Origin of the sequence: Collinsella aerofaciens, assembly GCF_020181355.1 — a bacterium.
In the GTDB taxonomy this organism is placed as follows: Bacteria; Actinomycetota; Coriobacteriia; order Coriobacteriales; family Coriobacteriaceae; genus Collinsella.
The window spans coordinates 445,339-460,435 of sequence record NZ_CP084004.1 but is presented as its reverse complement, the minus strand read 5'-3'; the positions used below and the strand labels follow the sequence as shown (position 1 = coordinate 460,435).

Here is a 15,097-nt window from a genome sequence, read left to right as displayed (position 1 = left end):
GTGAAGAGACATTTGAATGTGTTGGGATGCCTGCAAGGTGCCGGCATCCTACCGTTTGCGGACGAATTGCTACCGTTTGCCGAGCGGTTGGCGCACGAGGGGCTTGAGGCGTTGTCGCCCACGCGATGCGCCGGCTGCGAGCGCTCCGGCGCGCTTATTTGCCAAGACTGCTTGGCGGCGCTTGCACTCATCGACCCGCGGCATAGCTGCACCCGATGCGGAGCCCCGTTTGGAGACTTGCTGTGCACCGAGTGCTCGGTCGAGGGTGCGTCTTCGGCGATGGCCGAAGCGCTCGACCGGTGCCTGGCATGTGCCGTTTACACGCATCCGCTGCCGCGGATCATTAAAGCGTACAAAGACGCGGGCGAGCGACGTCTGGCGCCGTATCTGGCAGAGCTGCTATACGACACCGCCTTACATGCCCAGGTCGCGGCACCCGAACGCTACGGCGGTGTGTTGTCCGGCGCCGATGCCGTGGTGTTTGTGCCCGCGACGGCGGCGGCGTTTCGGCGACGCGGTTTCGATCATATGGAAGCCATCGCGCGCCCATTTTGCGAGCTGTCTGGTGTTCCGCTGCTCGACGCCCTCGTTAAGTACGGCCATGGCGACCAGCGTGAACTCGGTCGTGAAGAACGCCGTGAACGCGCCCGAGGCATGTACGAGACCGTTGAGGACGTGCGGGGCCGCCGCCTGCTGCTTATCGACGACGTTATCACCACGGGTGCGACGATGGCAGCGGCTTCGGCGGAACTCAAACGCGCCGGTGCCGCGGCCGTTGATGGCCTTGCTATCGCACGCGTTTGGTAGGGGTGATTCGTGTGGCGGTAACAATCAGGCAGTGCAACAAACCGACAAAAGAGCAGCTAGCGGCTTCCGCAATCCTAACAGGCGCCTCGGCGCTACGCATGATGCGCGCCGAGCGCCGACAGATGGGCTACATCGGCTGGAAGGACCTTGAGCCCGAGGAGGAGTGCCGCGTGCTGTGTACGTCATCGCCTTCGACCGAGGATATCTATCTTCCCGACCTGGTGCGAATTGGAGCCAAAAGCGGCGAGGTGCAAGAAGATCTTTGCTTGCTGGTGGGATCTGCGGCGCAGCGCCGCCGTATGCCTGGCGTGGACTGGTCCGTGTGTTCCGGGTTGCCTGCCGGCGCGATTCTAGAGGTGGAATCGGGGGTGTGCAGCCTATCTCCCGAGGCCCTTTGTGTTGCCGTCGCCCGCGAGGTCGGCTGTATCCAGGCGTTTGCCCTGGCCCAGGAACTGTGTTCCAAGATTTCACTGAGTGATCGCGGGAAGTATCTGCCTCCCTACACCTCACCTGTTGCGAATAGACTTGCAAAGGACAAGGACCAACCGGCAGACGTGGGCTACTTTGAAGTCGAGCCGGTGCTGACGCCCGATCGCCTGGCAGATTACCTTGCGGCATGCAAGGGGAGTGCGGCCAAACAACTGCTACGCCTGTGTCCCTACCTGTCAGAAAACCTGCGCTCACCCATGGAGTGCATCATGCTTGCCATGTTTTCGCTTCCGTTTTCCTATGGCGGATTTGCCTGCGGTCCCTTTAAGACCGACTACAAGATCGAGTTCGATGACCGCGCGCAGGCAATCTCGGGGATGCCGCATGCAGTTTGCGATGCGTACCAGGAAACAGCCCGGTTTGACCTGGAATACAACGGTGAGCTGGGTCATTCCTCTCGAAGGGGACGTGTCCATGATGAAAAACGCAACACGGGCTTGATTACTATGGGAATCGAGGTCGCGACGGTCAACAACGAAATGCTCTGCGACATGGAAGCGATGGAAGCGCTCGCATGGCGCATTTACCAACGCATGGGTAAGCGATATCAGAATCGCGTAGAGGCGCGTCGAAAGAGGCAAGATGCTCTGCTGAATACGCTCCGAGCGTGCTTTGGGCTCAAGCCGGCGTAAAACTATGGCTTTATAGGAGGGGTCTGTTTATATGCCCTGTGCAAAAAACGGCAAATATGAGTACTGTTACTAGATTAGTGGCAGTAAAAACAAAGAAACTTGGGCCGAGTATTTGGATTCATTGAAGAGATAATAGGTGGCGCGCGCAGACGTGGTGTAAGAGCGTCCTGAGGTCCGTCGCTGCAAGTCCCGATATTACTCCTTCTTGAGACCGCGCCTCTCGACTATCTCGTCCACTATCTCCCTGGCGCGCCGCCCGAGCGCGCGGCGCCTCCCCTCTGTCGGGGCCGGCCTGTCCGCGGGCTCGGCGAAGCCCTCGGCGGCCGAGGCCTCGGAGAACACGCGCTGCTGGGACCACTGTCCCTCGGTCTCCATGAGGCTCGCGCACGTCAGGCGCAGCATCGACTCCCTCGAGGGGAAGGACTGCACGACCCTGTAGCGGCGCTTGATCTCGCGGTTGGCGCGCTCCTGGACGTTGTTGGTGCGGAGCTTGGCCCAGTGCGCCCTGGGGAAGGCCGTGAACGCCAGCGCGGAGTCCTCGGCCTGCTCGAAGACCTCGCCGGCCCTGGCGGACACCGACGCCACCCAGGGCGCCGCCTCGGCCCACACGCAGCGCGCGAGGTCGGGGTCGTCCTGGTAGACCGCGGCGTGCACGAGGTCCCTGACGGCCGCCTTGGAGTCCTCGGGCCTGCCCGAGCAGGCGCTCTGGAGGTTGCGCTGCAGGTGCGTCACGCAGCGCTGCCAGGCGCAGCCCTGGAACAGGCGCGAGACGGCGGCCACGAGCCCGGCGTGGCTGTCGGAGACCACGAGGCGAACGCCGGCCAGCCCGCGCTCGCGCAGCCCGCCGAGGAATGCCGCCCAGGAGTCCTCGCTCTCGGTGTCGACCACGTCGCAGCCCAGGAAGTGCTTGCGCCCGTCGGCGCCCAGCCCGATCGCGGTCACGACGCCCTGCGAGACGACCGACGAGCCGACCCTGCAGCTCATGTAGGTGGCGTCGAGCCACAGGTAGCAGCACGGCGTGCCCGACAGGTCGCGGCGGCGGAACTCCGCCACCTCGGCGTCGAGGTCGGAGCAGAGGCTCGAGACCTCCGAGCTCGACAGCGAGGATATGCCCAGCTTGGACGCCACGCGCTCGACCTTGCGGGTGGACACGCCGCATACGTACATCTCCTGCACGATGGCGGCCACCGAGGTGTCGACGCGCGACCATCGCGCGAGCATGCCCTCGGGGTAGTAGGTGCCGTGCCTGAGCTTGGGTATCTCGAGCTCCACGTCGCCCACGGCGGTCTTGAGCGACCTGGGGCGGTAGCCGTTGCGGCTGTTCTCCCTGCCGTCGCTGCGCTCGTTGCGGCTCGCGCCGCACATCTGCTGGGCCTCGGAGTCCATCAGCGCGTTCATCACGCTGCCCAGCACCCTGCACGCGAACTCGCGCGCGTCGCCGCACTCCTGCCAAAGCCTCGCCGCCTCGAGGGCCTCGTCGCGGCCGAGGCGCAGTACACTCTCTTCTTGGGGCATCGCCTTTCCTTCCATTCGTCACCTTCATTACTCCAACGACGAATTCTAGGCGGTGTCCCCTCCCTTTCAAGAAAGGGCGGAGGCGGGGCATGCCCCGCCTCTTACACCACATCTCTGCGCGCTACCAGATAATAAACGAATGTGGAATATCTTGGCGCCAAGCAGGCTGTGCGGAACTCAAAAAGGGCTCGCGGGGCGGAAAAACGCTGCTACTAAATTGGTGACAGTACTCATATTTGCCGTTTTTTGCACACGGCGCTCTGAGGCGGGTGCCCCGGAGCTCCCCGTAGGGGAGCTCCGGGCTTCATGGGGGCACGAATGGTCCGCTCCGACCTGCAAAATCTGTGCTCACGGTGCGAATGACGCCCCTAACCTTAAACTTTAGCTTGAACTTAGCTATAATGCGCTACGTTCCTGCCAGGCTGTGGTTGCGGACGGACGAAATGTCCATCCTAGTCCAAGACAGACGCGGTCAAAGGGATCCACGTAAGCGACCGCGTGCGCGCGGCGCGATCATGGCGCGTCCTAGATGTAAGCCGCACCGTCCGTTCTACTTTCTTTGGGGCAATACCGCCTCGCGGGCGAGCGGGCCAGTCGTGAAGGTGGTTACGGCCTCCCGAGCAAACACCCCGGTGCGCAAGTGTGGGGTCAAATACCAGGTCAGCTGGTGGGAACACCCGTTATTCCGCGCAACGCACGGATTGTATACGACATAGAAGGCAGGGTAGTGGACATGGTGAGGGGCAGCTTGATGCACGCGGCTCGGTTAGGTGCTGGGACCGCGGCGGTCATTGCCGTATTGGGCTTGAGCGGATGCGCGTTCAATCCACTGTCCACGTTCACGACACCCACGATTGACCAGATCGAGCGCGAGACCGTTACCCCTACGGTGTCGGACGATGCCCTGGTCACTCCCGGCACCCTGACGGTTGCCCTCGATACCTCCGATGCCCCGCAGGCCATGCAGGGCGCCGATGGTAACCTCACGGGCTACGCGGTCGATGCTGCCCGCGCCCTTGCAAGCCGTATGGGCCTTAAGGTTGCCTTCGTCGATGCGTCTTCTGCCGATTCCGCGCTTGGCGACAAAAAGGCCGACATCTTCATTGGCGACATCAATTCCACGGATGGTGACATAAGCACGCTTGGTACTTGCCTGTACGACGCTGCGGCAGTGTTCGGAAAGACGAGCGACGGCGAGTCGCTGAGCGTTTCCGCCGAAACGCTTAACGCCGCTACCCTGGGCGTTCAGACCTCTTCGGCCTCGCAGGAAGCGCTCGCCAAGCAGAGCATCACGGCCAACCAAAAGACCTTCTCCAACATCAACGAGTGCTTTGAGGCGCTCGAGTCCGGCGAGATCGACTACGTGATTTGCGATTCCACGGCCGGCGGCTACCTTGCGCGCCTGATGAGCCAGATCTCTTACGTCGGCGCGCTCGAGACACCCTCGACGCTCGGCGTCGCGGGCCTCGCGGCCAACGATGAGCTATGCCGTGCCGTGAGCGATGCCCTCGACGGTATCACGGTCGATGGCACGCTCGAGGCGGTCCACTCCGTCTGGTACGGCACGATGCCCTATGATCTCACCACCAAGACGGTCTCGGGCGCCGACGTGCAGTCGTCCGACACCGGATCCAGCGAGTCTGCATCCTCCGATTCGAGCAGCGAGGGTGCAACCTCCGAGGATAAGTCGTCCAGCCAAGAGGGCGCTATCACCGACGACGACATTAACAAGCTCAATAGCTAGTTATTGCTAGGGGTGGCGTCTCCTATGCGCTAAGAGAGACGCCTCTTCACGGTTTCAACACGCATTGCCGGGCTTTCCCAACAGGGGAGCCCGGCTTTTTCGTTTCCGTAAAACCAGCAGGTCAAAGACATTTTTTAGGTGCAAAACCAAAGTCGCCGTCGCCCTCCTATAGCGCACTTTGCCACAGAAAAGTGCGAGACTTCGGTATGCGGTATCAAGCAATCGTTATTCGGGTCTTTAGGAATCCGCGTGATTAAATGCACGGCAATGGGTACATAGCCAGTACAGTAAGTCCCCGAGGCAGATTGGAGCCACGTATGGATATCAAGGTTTCTGGACGCAAGACGACGGTAACCGATGCTCTGCGTGCGCATGTGGATGAGAAGATCGGCGAGGCGCTCAAGGTTTTCGATATCGAGCCCATGACAGTCGACGTCGTGCTTCGTTATGAGAAGAACCCCTCGAACCCCAACCCGGCAATCGTCGAGGTCACGGTTCGTGCCCGCGGCTCTGTGATTCGCGTTGCCGAGCACGGCGCAGATATGTATGCCGCCATCGACCTCTCCGCCGATAAGGTTACCCGCCAGCTGCGCAAGTTCAAGACTAAGGTCGTGGACAACCGCCAGGGTGGTGCCAGCGCCGCGGATGTCGCACCGGTCGAGCGCGTCGAGGATCTGGCCGACCTGCTGCTGCCCGAGGAGGAAGACGACCTGCTCGTCCGCGAGAAGGTTATCGACGTCACTCCGATGACTGAGGAGCAGGCGCTGGTGCAGACCGATCTGCTCGGTCACGACTTCTACGTGTTCGAGAACGCGACGACCGGCCTTATCAATGTGGTGTATCACCGTAAGAATGGTGGATATGGCATCATCAAGCCCCGCATCGAAACACTTGACGAGTAAAATACGTTAACTTGCATGAGTTAACGGCTGGCGGCCATCCCATGCGGGTGGCCGCCTTTTTACGTAAGGAGTCGCTTTGATGGACAAGGCCGCATCCGCCGGTCATTCGGACCGTTGCCGCATCGTCGTCGATACCTGCTGCGACTTTAGCCCCGAGGTCGCCGCGAACCTCGATGTCGATATCCTGGGTTTCCCCTTCATTATCGATGGCGAGGAGCGTACGGACGACATCTGGTCGAGCATGAGCCCTAAGGAGTTCTACGACCGCATGCGCGCCGGTGCCCGCGTGTCCACCTCGGCTGTGTCGCTCGGTCGCTATATCGAGTTCTTTACCGAGTGCGCCAAAGAGGGCACGCCCACGGTCTACCTGTGCTTTACCTCGGCGCTGTCGTCGAGCTACAACTCCGCGTGCCAGGCGGCAGATGCCGTGCGCGCCGAGTATCCCAACTTTGAGCTCTACGTGGTCGACAACGCTCTGCCCTGCGCGACCGGCGCGCTCTTGGCGCTCGAGGCCGTGCGCCAGCGTTCGGCGGGACTGACCGCCAAGCAGCTGGTCGACTGGGTAAACGAGGCTAAGACCTATGTCCACGGTTACTTTACGCTCGAGAGCTTCGACGCACTGGCTGCTGGCGGCCGCATTCCGCCCGCGGCGGCGCAGCTCACGGCAAAACTCGACGTCAAGCCCGAGCTTTCCTACGACCTTGCCGGCTCGCTGTCGCTGATCGGCGTCAACCGCGGCCGCAAGAAGGCGCTCAAGTCCATCCTCAAGTCGTTCCGCGAGAACTATGTGCCCGATCGCACCATGCCCATCGCCATCATGACGGCCGATGCCGAGAAGGACGGCGACTGGCTCGAAGCTGCCATCCGCAAGGAGGAGGGTTGCGCCGACGTCACGATCATTCGCGGCTCCGTGGGTCCCACCATCGGCTCGCACGTGGGCCCCGGCATGGTGGGCTGCGCGTTTTGGGGTAAGAACCGCGCCGACAAGGCGTCGCTTTCCGACCGTATCGCCCGCCGCGTGCGCGGTCAGTAGGCAAGCGCTGCGTCCGTTATCGCCCTCGACTCACAGCCCAAACGCTGGCACCGAGTATTCAACCTGGTAACAACACCCAACCCAAAAGGAAAGGTTTCATGGCAAACAAGCTCTCCGTCGCATTTATCGGCACCGGAATCATGGGTGCCCCCATCGCCGGCCACATCCTGGATGCCGGCTATCCCGTCACGGTTAACAACCGCACCAAGTCCAAGGCTGCCGCGCTTATCGAGCGCGGTGCCGCTTGGGCCGATACGCCGGCCGATGCCGTGGCTAACGCCGATGTTGTCTTTACCATGGTGGGCTATCCCTCCGAGGTCGAGGAGCTCTACCTGGCGGGCGACGGCCTGCTCTCGTGCACTAAGCCCGGCACGGTCCTGATCGACCTCACCACGAGCTCGCCCGAGCTGGCGCGCGACATTGCCGAGGCCGCCCAGGTTTCCGGTCGCATGGCGTTTGACTGCCCCGTCACCGGCGGCGAGTCGGGTGCTATCGCCGGCACGCTTACGGCTATCGTGGGCGCCACCGAGAACGACATCGCGCCGGTCCGCGACATCCTTGCCACCTTCGCGGCCAACATCTGCTGCTTCGATGGCGCCGGCAAGGGCCAGGCTGCCAAGCTCGCCAACCAGGTGTCGCTGGGCGCCTGCATGGTCGGCATGGCAGACGCCATGGCATTTGCCGAGCTGAGCGGCCTCGATCTGGAAAAGACCCGTCAGATGATCCTGGGCGGCACCGGCAAGTCCGGTGCTATGGAGAGCCTGGCGCCCAAGGCGCTCGACGGCGATTACAAGCCCGGCTTTATGGTCGAGCACTTCATCAAGGACCTGCGCTTGGCGCTCGCCTATGCCGACGACCGCGAGCTTGCGCTGCCCGGCGCCGACGTGGCCTTTACGCTCTACGACATGCTTGACGCCATCGGTGGTGCCAAGCTGGGCACCCAGGCCATTACGGTCCTCTATAAGGAGGAGGCCGACGCCATCGCCGCCGGTCTGGACTGGTCGCAGTATCGTCCCGAGGAGCATGGCGCTCACGAGGAAGGCTGCGGTTGCGGCGAGCATGGCGACGACCACGAGTGCGGTTGTGGCCACCACCATGGCGAGGACCACGAGTGCTGCGGCGGCCACGGCCATGATGACGGCCACGAGTGCTGCTGCGGCCACCATCACGGGGAGTAGCGCCCATGAGCTGGACGTTCGTGGTACTAGCGTTGGTGCTCTTTCTCTTTGCGATCTACATTGGCTTTTTGTGCGGCCAGTGGGCCTGCGAAAAGCGCGTGATCACCAAGCGCGACTACTGGATTGCCAATTTTGCAGGCGCGGCGGCAGTCGTCCTGCTGACCTGGGTGTTCTCGCTGTTCCCGCTGGTGCAGTTTGCGCCGATCGGCTGGCTCGGCGGCTTTATCGCCGGTCTTAAAATGAGCTTTGGCGAGTCCGTCGGTCCGTGGCGCAAGCACGACGAGGTCTTTAACGTCAACAAGGCTCATCGCGCCGCTGCCGACGCGGGCGACGCCGAGGAGCGCCGCCGTGCGCGTCGCAATGGCGCGGCCGACCGACAGCTCATCTCGGTCACCGATGACAGCAAGGGTGCTGGCAAGCACGCTAAGAAATAGTAAGAAGAGGTAACTATGGCAGAAAACAAAGACGAACAGCTCACCGACGAGGAGCTGGCACAGCTTCAGCTGGCAGAGGAGAACGAGAACGCCGTCGACCGTCTGGTCCAGGAGCTCGGCTGCCCCACGCGCCGCATCCGCCAGTTTGCCGCTCGTGTGCTGCACCTGCTTGCCGAGCGCGATCCCCAGCGCGTCGTGCCCTGCGTGCCCGCGCTGATCGAGGCGCTCGACCGCCCCGAGGCTCAGACCCGCTGGGAGGCCCTCGATGCCCTGACGGCGCTTGCCACCACCTGTCCCGAGCAGCTGGGCGATGCCTTTGAGGGCGCCGAGACCGCACTGTTCGACGAGATTTCCTCCACGCTGCGCTATGCCGCCTTCCGCCTGCTGTGCGTGTGGGGCGCCACGAGTGTCGAGCGTTCGCGCGAGGCTTGGCCCATCCTGGACGAGGCCATTCAGTGCTACCACGGCGACCTCGAGTATCGCGACATGCTCGGTTGCCTGTACGAGTTTGGCCAGGGCGAGATCGACGCCGAGGTCGCCGAGAAGCTCGCGTTGCGCCTTAAGTTCGATGCCGAGAACGGCAAGGGCAGCTATCTCAAAGCCCGTTCGAGCGAGATTTGCGAAATGCTTGTTAAACGCTTTGACCTTGATCTCTCCAAAAAGAAGAAGCGTGCTAGCGTTAAAAAATCTGACGCCGCCGAAGACGAGGAGTAACAGATTATGGCGCACGATGTAGTCCTGATTCCCGGTGACGGTATCGGTCCCGAGATTACGCAGGCCATGCGCCGCGTGGTCGAGGCCACCGGTGTCCAGATCAATTGGAATGTCCAGGAGGCCGGTGCCGGCGTCATGGACGAGTTTGGCACGCCGTTGCCCCAGCACGTGCTCGATGCGGTCGCCGAGACCAAGGTTGCCATCAAGGGTCCCATTACTACGCCGGTTGGCACGGGTTTCCGCAGCGTTAACGTCGCCCTGCGCAAGCACTTTGACCTGTACGCCTGTGTGCGCCCTTGCCTGTCGCAGCCGGGCGACGGCTCGCGCTTCCGCGACGTCGACCTGGTCATCGTGCGCGAGAACACCGAGGACCTCTATGCTGGCATCGAGTTCGATGAGGGGGCTGCCGAGGTCGAGGAGCTCTCGCAGCTTGTCGAGCGCTCGGGTCAGAAGGCCTTCGCCGCCGATTCCGCTATCTCGATCAAGCCCATCTCCATCGCCAAGAGCCGCCGCATTGTGGAGTACGCCTTTGAGTACGCCCGCCGCTGCGGCCGCAAAAAGGTGACGGCCGTGCATAAGGCCAACATCATGAAGGCGACCGATGGCCTGTTCCTGCGCGTTGCGCGCGAGGTGGCCGCCAACTATCCCGATATCGAGTTCAACGACAAGATCGTCGACGCCACCTGCATGGGCCTGGTCCAGAACCCCAACGACTTCGATGTCCTGGTGCTGCCCAACCTGTACGGTGACATCGTGAGCGACCTGTGCGCCGGCCTGGTGGGCGGCTTAGGGATGGCCCCCGGCTCCAACATCGGTGCCGACTGCGCCATCTTCGAGGCAACGCACGGCTCCGCGCCCGATATCGCCGGTCAGGATATCGCCAACCCCACGGCCGAGATCCTCTCTGCTGCGATGATGCTCGATCACCTGGGCGAGAACGACGCTGCCAATCGTATCCGTGCCGCCGTATCTGCCACGCTCGACGAGGGCGAGCAGGTTACCGGTGACGTGCGTCGTGCCCAGACCGGCTCCGTCGAGGGCGCCGTGGGCACACAGGCCTTTGCCGATGCCGTTATCGCGCACCTGGCCTAAGGTATGCACGCTGCAAACGCCTAAATAGTACTTAAGTGTTTGCGTATAACCTAAGAATCAATACGCCCGGCACTCTGTCGGGCGTATTCTATTGAAGACTATGTTTCCTAACAAGGAGTAACCGATATGGGTCTGATTCAAAAGAAGGACGAGAAGGACGAGATCGACGGCATCCAGATCATCGAGCGCGGCGAAGGCCCCGACGGTGACGAGGACGAGAAGATCGATCTGGTCGCCGGTACGTCTGCCGAGCACATTGCTGCCGGTACGACGGCCGAGGAGGAGGACGCCCGTCTGGAGGCTCAGATTGCCGCGGATGCCGCTGACGAGGATCTGATGCCCGAGGAGCAGGACGAGGACGACGACTCCGACGTGGATGACCACACTTGCAAGCACAAGAAGACGATGATTGCCGCCTTTGTGGTTGCAGTCGTGATTGCTGCCGTGATTGGCTTCTTTATTGGCAATGGTGGTTTTGGCGGCAAGGGTGTCGGCTCGTCGACCCTGACCGAGGACCAGCTCGATTCGACCGTGGCAAGCTACAGCTACAACGGCAAGAAGAGCGACATCACCGCGCGCGAGGCCATCGAGAGCCAGTACAGCCTCGACACCGTCAAGGATAGCGATGGCAACTACACCGCTCCTTCTGCCGACGTCATCCTGTCCTACGTGCGCAACAAGATCCTGCTCGACGCTGCCGAGGACGAGGGCATTACCGTCTCCTCTAAGGAGATGAAGCAGTACGCCGAGGAATCCATCGGCACTTCGGACTACAAGACCATGGCCACGCAGTATGGCGTGTCCAAGGACCAGGCCAAGCAGATCGTCCGCCAGTCCGCGACGCTGCAGAAGCTCTACAAGAAGAAGGTGGGCGATAGCTCCGCAAGCATGCCGACCGCTCCGACCGAGCCTTCTGACGGCAACGAGGAGACCGCGAGCAAGGACTACGCCGATTACATCATCAAACTTGCCGGCGACGAGTGGGATAGCGAGAAGGGCACCTGGAAGGATGCCGATAGCACCTACGCTAAGGCCTTTGCCGACGATGCCTTTACGGCCGATAGCGCCACCTATAAGCAGGCCATGACCGCCTACTACACTGCTTACCAGCAGTACTCTTCGCAGGCTTCGAGCGCCAGCTCCAAGTGGACCGAGTATGCTAACGGCCTCTACGCCAAGGCCAACATCAGCATCTACGGCCTGTTTGCGTAAGGTTTGCCTGCACTACTGCGCGTTAACCGATCACCTGATTAAGCCCGCTAGAACGGACAATGAACTGCGTCCCAAATCTTGGACGCCCTAAATAGCGACTAGGCCGCGAGGGCCTGATTCCGGAACTCCTCCGGGGTCAGGCCCTTCAATCTTACCTGCCTCCGGCTCGTGTTCCAGTGGACTATGTATTCCTCCAGGTCGCGTTTGAAATCCTCGAACGTCTCCCACTCGCGGCCCCGGTAGAACTCGTCCTTGACGTGGCCGAAGAGCTGCTCGGTGGCGGCGTTGTCGATGCAGTTCGCCTTCCTGGACATGCTCTGGACGATGCCGGCGGCCTCGAGCCTGGATGTGTACGAGGCGTGCTGGTACTGCCAGCCCCGGTCCGAGTGCATGGTCGGGGCGGCGCCCTCGGGGATCTTGGACAGCAGCTCGTCGAGCATCCTGACCTGCTGGGCCATGTCGGGCGTGGTCGATATGTCGCTCGCCACGATCTCCTTGGTGCAGAAGTCCAGCGTCGGGGCCCAGTAGGCCTTGCCGCCCGCCACCTTGAACTCGGTGACGTCCGTTCCCAGCTTCCGCCACGGGGCCCCGGCGTCGAAATCCCTCGCGATCACGTTCTCGAACGTCCTGCCGACGACGCCCCTGTACGAGTTGTACCTGTGGTAGGCCGTCTCGCGTCTGATACCGCAGCGAATCCCCATCTCGCGCATCATCTTGAGCACGGTCTTGTCGGCTATCACGGCCCCCTCTTCCGCCCTGAGGCACATCGCTATCTGCCGGTGCCCGCAGCCGTTGGCGGTGCGCGAGAAGATCTCGGCGGCCGCCTCCCAGAGCTCGGGGCGCGTGGGCCTCGGCGGGTGCGCGAGGGCGTAGTAGTAGGTCGACCGCTTGAGCTCGGCGCATGCGAGCAGGTGCCCGAGCGCGTGCCCCTCGGCGCGCAGGGCCGCGACCGCTTCGGCCTTCGCCCTGGTCAGAGCCCGTCCCTCTCGACCAGGGCGCGTAATTTTTTTAGGTAGGCCACCTCGGCCTCGAGCCTACGGCACCGCTCCTCGAGCTCCTCCTCGCGGGTCCGCGGCCTCGCCTTGGAACCGCTCGGGCGGCCCTTGGGCCTCGGGCGCAGGGCCTCCGCGCCGCCCCGGCGGTATAGCGCGCACCACTTCTTGAGCGGCGACATCGACATTATGCCGAACGCCGCCATCGCCTCGGTCTTCGTCATGCCGCCGTCGACGACGGCGGAGGCGGCGGCGACCTTCTGCTCGTATGTGTACCTGCCCTGCTTTCCGTCCATGCGCAGCAGCACCTCGCTCCCGAATGCGCGGTATATCTCCTGCCATCTTCTCACGGCTTCCACGGGAAGCGAAAGGGCGATCGCGGCAGATTTATACCCGTGCCCGAGCTCGAAGAGCCCTATGGCCGCCTTCCTGGCCTCGATATCATGCTTCACTCTCAAATCAACGCGCATAAAGAAAGCCTCCCATTTCTCATGTCCAAGAAATGGGAGGCAGTTCACAACGTTCTAGCGGGCTTATTGCTGCCGAAACCACTGGGGTAGGCCTTGCGCCCGCGCAAGCGCTCCATCGCGCTTCCCTAATTCATCTGGGAAAACAACTGCAAACGATTGCAAGTAACCGGTGAACGGTCGAAAACTACCGTTCACCGATAATCTCAAAACTGGTTCTAACTGGTATTAAGTCAAAAAGACCAATTCACATATCTTCACAATGACCTGCAATTTTTCTTCACGCTATTTTTAGCCGCCCTGCGTTGTTTAGACACAGGAAAAGATCCGATCTTTTGCCAAAGCATTTCGAAACGGTTTCAAAACCGCAGGTAGAAGTGTTAACGACCGGTAAACGGTCGATTTATCACCGTGAGCGGTGCAAAAACGTTTTACCGTATGAATCAAGGAAAGCGACCTCTTCTGGGGTGATATAGTGACAACAACACGTCACGTGGTTACTACCAGTTTAGAAACCACTGGTCTTCAAAGAACGCTTTCCAAGAAGCTTTAAGGGCGAGCGCCCGCTGGCTTCCGAAAATCATCGGACTCAGATTGTACACACCTTCGGAAGGGAAATTTGAATGGTTGGCTTTATTCTTACCGGTCATGGACAGTTCGCACCCGGCCTTGCAAGCGCTATCGCGATGGTTGCCGGCGACCAGCCTGCTTTTACCGTCGTTCCTTTTGAGGGCGACCAGGCCGCATCCTACGGTGAGGATCTCCGCGCCGCTATTACCGCCATGCGCGAGGAGTGCGATGGCGTGCTCGTCTTTACCGACCTGCTTGGCGGCACCCCGTTCAACCAGTCGATGATGATTGCCCAGGATGTCGACAACGTCGAGGTTCTGACTGGCACCAACCTTCCCATGGTTATTGAGCTTCTGTTCCTCCGAGGCAATGCCACGCTCGCCGAGCTTGGCGAGCAGGCCGTGACCGTTGGACAGACGGGCGTCACCGCCCAGACGGTCGCATCCGTTGCCGGCTCCGAGGAAGAGGATATCTTCGGCGACGAGGACGGCATCTAATGGCCGATTTCGGAGCCAACGTCCTGAGCTCCTCGGTCGCCCTTTTAGGCCTGCTTGTCATCATGGGCTTGATTTACACCATCTGGTCGCAAATCAACATGAAGAAGAAGCAGAAGTACTTCAAGGAGCTGCACACCGAGCTCAAGCCGGGTCAAGAGGTTCTTTTCGCCGGCGGTATCTACGGAACCGTCAAAGGCATCGAAGGCGAGAAGGTCCAGATCAAAGTCCGATCCGGAGCCGTCGTAGATGTTTCGCGTTACGCGATTCAGGAGATCAAGTAACTGTCGTCAGCAAATAACGAAAGGAAGCTGATCAACATGGCAGAACCCAACATTCTTCTTACCCGCATCGATAACCGACTGGTTCATGGTCAGGTTGCCACCCAGTGGAACTCCACCCTGGGCTCCAACCTCATCCTCGTCGCCAACGACGACGTGGCGTCCAACACCATGCGCCAGAACCTCATGAAGATGGCCGCTCCCGCCGGCGTCGCTACGCGTTTCTTCTCTCTGCAGAAGACCATCGACGTCATTGGCAAGGCGAGCCCGCGCCAGAAGATCTTCATCGTGGCCGAAACACCGGAAGACGTGCTTACGCTCGTCAAGGGCGGTGTGCCTATAAAGAAGGTAAACATCGGCAACATGCACATGTCGGAAGGAAAGCGCCAAGTCGCCACCTCCGTCGCAGTTAACGACGAGGATGTCGCTGCGTTTAAAGAGCTGCAGGAATTGGGGGTGGAGTTGGAGATCAGGCGCGTTCCGAGCACGCCTGTTGAGGACACGAGCAAGCTCTTCTCGTAATCCTCGTGATCCACGTTGT

16 protein-coding genes are annotated in these 15,097 nt (G+C 61.3%); 13 read left to right on the top strand and 3 right to left on the bottom strand.

All coding sequences use genetic code 11. The features are described 5' to 3' along the window. Both LCQ44_RS02010 and LCQ44_RS02005 read left to right on the top strand, forming a co-directional pair. Positions 1–807, top strand: a complete 807-nt coding sequence (locus LCQ44_RS02010; protein ID WP_225093933.1) for a ComF family protein — start codon at positions 1–3, stop codon at positions 805–807. 98 nt (positions 808–905) lie between these two features. Beyond that, positions 906–1,928, top strand: a complete 1,023-nt coding sequence (locus LCQ44_RS02005; RefSeq protein WP_225093932.1) for a hypothetical protein — start codon at positions 906–908, stop codon at positions 1,926–1,928. A gap of 195 nt (positions 1,929–2,123) precedes the next feature. Here LCQ44_RS02005 and LCQ44_RS02000 read toward each other — a convergent pair whose 3' ends face one another. After that, positions 2,124–3,458, bottom strand: coding sequence for an IS256 family transposase (locus LCQ44_RS02000; protein ID WP_089573697.1), 1,335 nt, complete (start codon positions 3,456–3,458; stop codon positions 2,124–2,126). Positions 3,459–4,176: 718 nt separating this feature from the next. Between LCQ44_RS02000 and LCQ44_RS01995 the strand changes: the two genes are divergently transcribed. The 8 genes from LCQ44_RS01995 (at position 4,177) to LCQ44_RS01960 (ending at position 11,752) form a co-directional block, all read left to right on the top strand. Further along, positions 4,177–5,187 carry a substrate-binding periplasmic protein gene (locus LCQ44_RS01995; RefSeq protein WP_225094229.1) on the top strand — a complete coding sequence of 337 codons (1,011 nt, stop codon included), beginning with the start codon at positions 4,177–4,179 and terminating at the stop codon, positions 5,185–5,187. A gap of 317 nt (positions 5,188–5,504) precedes the next feature. Further along, positions 5,505–6,089 (top strand): ribosome hibernation-promoting factor, HPF/YfiA family, encoded by a 585-nt coding sequence (gene hpf / locus LCQ44_RS01990; protein ID WP_035137685.1) that lies wholly within the window; start codon positions 5,505–5,507, stop codon positions 6,087–6,089. Between the two features lie 79 nt (positions 6,090–6,168). After that, on the top strand, positions 6,169–7,122 hold the full coding sequence (locus tag LCQ44_RS01985; RefSeq protein ID WP_225093931.1) for a DegV family protein: 954 nt from the start codon (positions 6,169–6,171) through the stop codon (positions 7,120–7,122). Positions 7,123–7,220: 98 nt separating this feature from the next. Further along, entirely contained in the window at positions 7,221–8,300 is a 1,080-nt protein-coding gene (locus tag LCQ44_RS01980) for an NAD(P)-dependent oxidoreductase (protein WP_225093930.1), read from the top strand. Between the two features lie 5 nt (positions 8,301–8,305). Further along, positions 8,306–8,734 (top strand): hypothetical protein, encoded by a 429-nt coding sequence (locus tag LCQ44_RS01975; protein ID WP_055310425.1) that lies wholly within the window; start codon positions 8,306–8,308, stop codon positions 8,732–8,734. 15 nt (positions 8,735–8,749) lie between these two features. Continuing rightward, positions 8,750–9,448 (top strand): HEAT repeat domain-containing protein, encoded by a 699-nt coding sequence (locus LCQ44_RS01970; protein WP_117769907.1) that lies wholly within the window; start codon positions 8,750–8,752, stop codon positions 9,446–9,448. A gap of 6 nt (positions 9,449–9,454) precedes the next feature. Continuing rightward, positions 9,455–10,540 (top strand): isocitrate/isopropylmalate dehydrogenase family protein, encoded by a 1,086-nt coding sequence (locus LCQ44_RS01965; RefSeq protein ID WP_225093929.1) that lies wholly within the window; start codon positions 9,455–9,457, stop codon positions 10,538–10,540. 126 nt (positions 10,541–10,666) lie between these two features. Continuing rightward, positions 10,667–11,752, top strand: coding sequence for a hypothetical protein (locus LCQ44_RS01960; protein WP_225093928.1), 1,086 nt, complete (start codon positions 10,667–10,669; stop codon positions 11,750–11,752). Between the two features lie 98 nt (positions 11,753–11,850). Here the strand turns inward: LCQ44_RS01960 and LCQ44_RS01955 are convergent, their stop codons facing one another. Continuing rightward, positions 11,851–12,693: an IS3 family transposase gene (locus tag LCQ44_RS01955; RefSeq protein WP_233504193.1), complete on the bottom strand. Its 843-nt coding sequence runs from the start codon at positions 12,691–12,693 to the stop codon at positions 11,851–11,853. A gap of 29 nt (positions 12,694–12,722) precedes the next feature. Further along, positions 12,723–13,214, bottom strand: coding sequence for a helix-turn-helix domain-containing protein (locus LCQ44_RS01950; RefSeq protein WP_225093249.1), 492 nt, complete (start codon positions 13,212–13,214; stop codon positions 12,723–12,725). Between the two features lie 620 nt (positions 13,215–13,834). Here LCQ44_RS01950 and LCQ44_RS01945 point away from each other — a divergent pair. The 3 genes from LCQ44_RS01945 to agaV are packed head-to-tail and all read left to right on the top strand — an operon-like array spanning position 13,835 to position 15,078. Beyond that, positions 13,835–14,278, top strand: coding sequence for a PTS sugar transporter subunit IIA (locus LCQ44_RS01945; protein ID WP_035137680.1), 444 nt, complete (start codon positions 13,835–13,837; stop codon positions 14,276–14,278). After that, entirely contained in the window at positions 14,278–14,559 is a 282-nt protein-coding gene (gene yajC, locus LCQ44_RS01940; protein WP_022094612.1) for a preprotein translocase subunit YajC, read from the top strand. Before LCQ44_RS01945 ends, yajC begins: the two co-directional genes overlap by 1 nt. Before the next feature lie 36 nt (positions 14,560–14,595). Further along, positions 14,596–15,078: a PTS N-acetylgalactosamine transporter subunit IIB gene (gene agaV, locus LCQ44_RS01935; protein WP_022094611.1), complete on the top strand. Its 483-nt coding sequence runs from the start codon at positions 14,596–14,598 to the stop codon at positions 15,076–15,078. The last annotated feature ends 19 nt before the right edge of the window (positions 15,079–15,097 follow it).

What these genes read in the sequence shown, in the direction of transcription:
- LCQ44_RS02005 (WP_225093932.1), top strand. Translation starts at nt 906, where the DNA reads ATGATGCGCGCCGAGCGCCGACAGATGGGCTACATCGGCTGGAAGGAC.
- LCQ44_RS02000 (WP_089573697.1), bottom strand. Translation starts at nt 3,458, where the DNA reads ATGGAAGGAAAGGCGATGCCCCAAGAAGAGAGTGTACTGCGCCTCGGC.
- LCQ44_RS01995 (WP_225094229.1), top strand. Translation starts at nt 4,177, where the DNA reads ATGGTGAGGGGCAGCTTGATGCACGCGGCTCGGTTAGGTGCTGGGACC.
- hpf (WP_035137685.1), top strand. Translation starts at nt 5,505, where the DNA reads ATGGATATCAAGGTTTCTGGACGCAAGACGACGGTAACCGATGCTCTG.
- LCQ44_RS01985 (WP_225093931.1), top strand. Translation starts at nt 6,169, where the DNA reads ATGGACAAGGCCGCATCCGCCGGTCATTCGGACCGTTGCCGCATCGTC.
- LCQ44_RS01980 (WP_225093930.1), top strand. Translation starts at nt 7,221, where the DNA reads ATGGCAAACAAGCTCTCCGTCGCATTTATCGGCACCGGAATCATGGGT.
- LCQ44_RS01975 (WP_055310425.1), top strand. Translation starts at nt 8,306, where the DNA reads ATGAGCTGGACGTTCGTGGTACTAGCGTTGGTGCTCTTTCTCTTTGCG.
- LCQ44_RS01970 (WP_117769907.1), top strand. Translation starts at nt 8,750, where the DNA reads ATGGCAGAAAACAAAGACGAACAGCTCACCGACGAGGAGCTGGCACAG.
- LCQ44_RS01965 (WP_225093929.1), top strand. Translation starts at nt 9,455, where the DNA reads ATGGCGCACGATGTAGTCCTGATTCCCGGTGACGGTATCGGTCCCGAG.
- LCQ44_RS01960 (WP_225093928.1), top strand. Translation starts at nt 10,667, where the DNA reads ATGGGTCTGATTCAAAAGAAGGACGAGAAGGACGAGATCGACGGCATC.
- LCQ44_RS01950 (WP_225093249.1), bottom strand. Translation starts at nt 13,214, where the DNA reads ATGCGCGTTGATTTGAGAGTGAAGCATGATATCGAGGCCAGGAAGGCG.
- LCQ44_RS01945 (WP_035137680.1), top strand. Translation starts at nt 13,835, where the DNA reads ATGGTTGGCTTTATTCTTACCGGTCATGGACAGTTCGCACCCGGCCTT.
- yajC (WP_022094612.1), top strand. Translation starts at nt 14,278, where the DNA reads ATGGCCGATTTCGGAGCCAACGTCCTGAGCTCCTCGGTCGCCCTTTTA.
- agaV (WP_022094611.1), top strand. Translation starts at nt 14,596, where the DNA reads ATGGCAGAACCCAACATTCTTCTTACCCGCATCGATAACCGACTGGTT.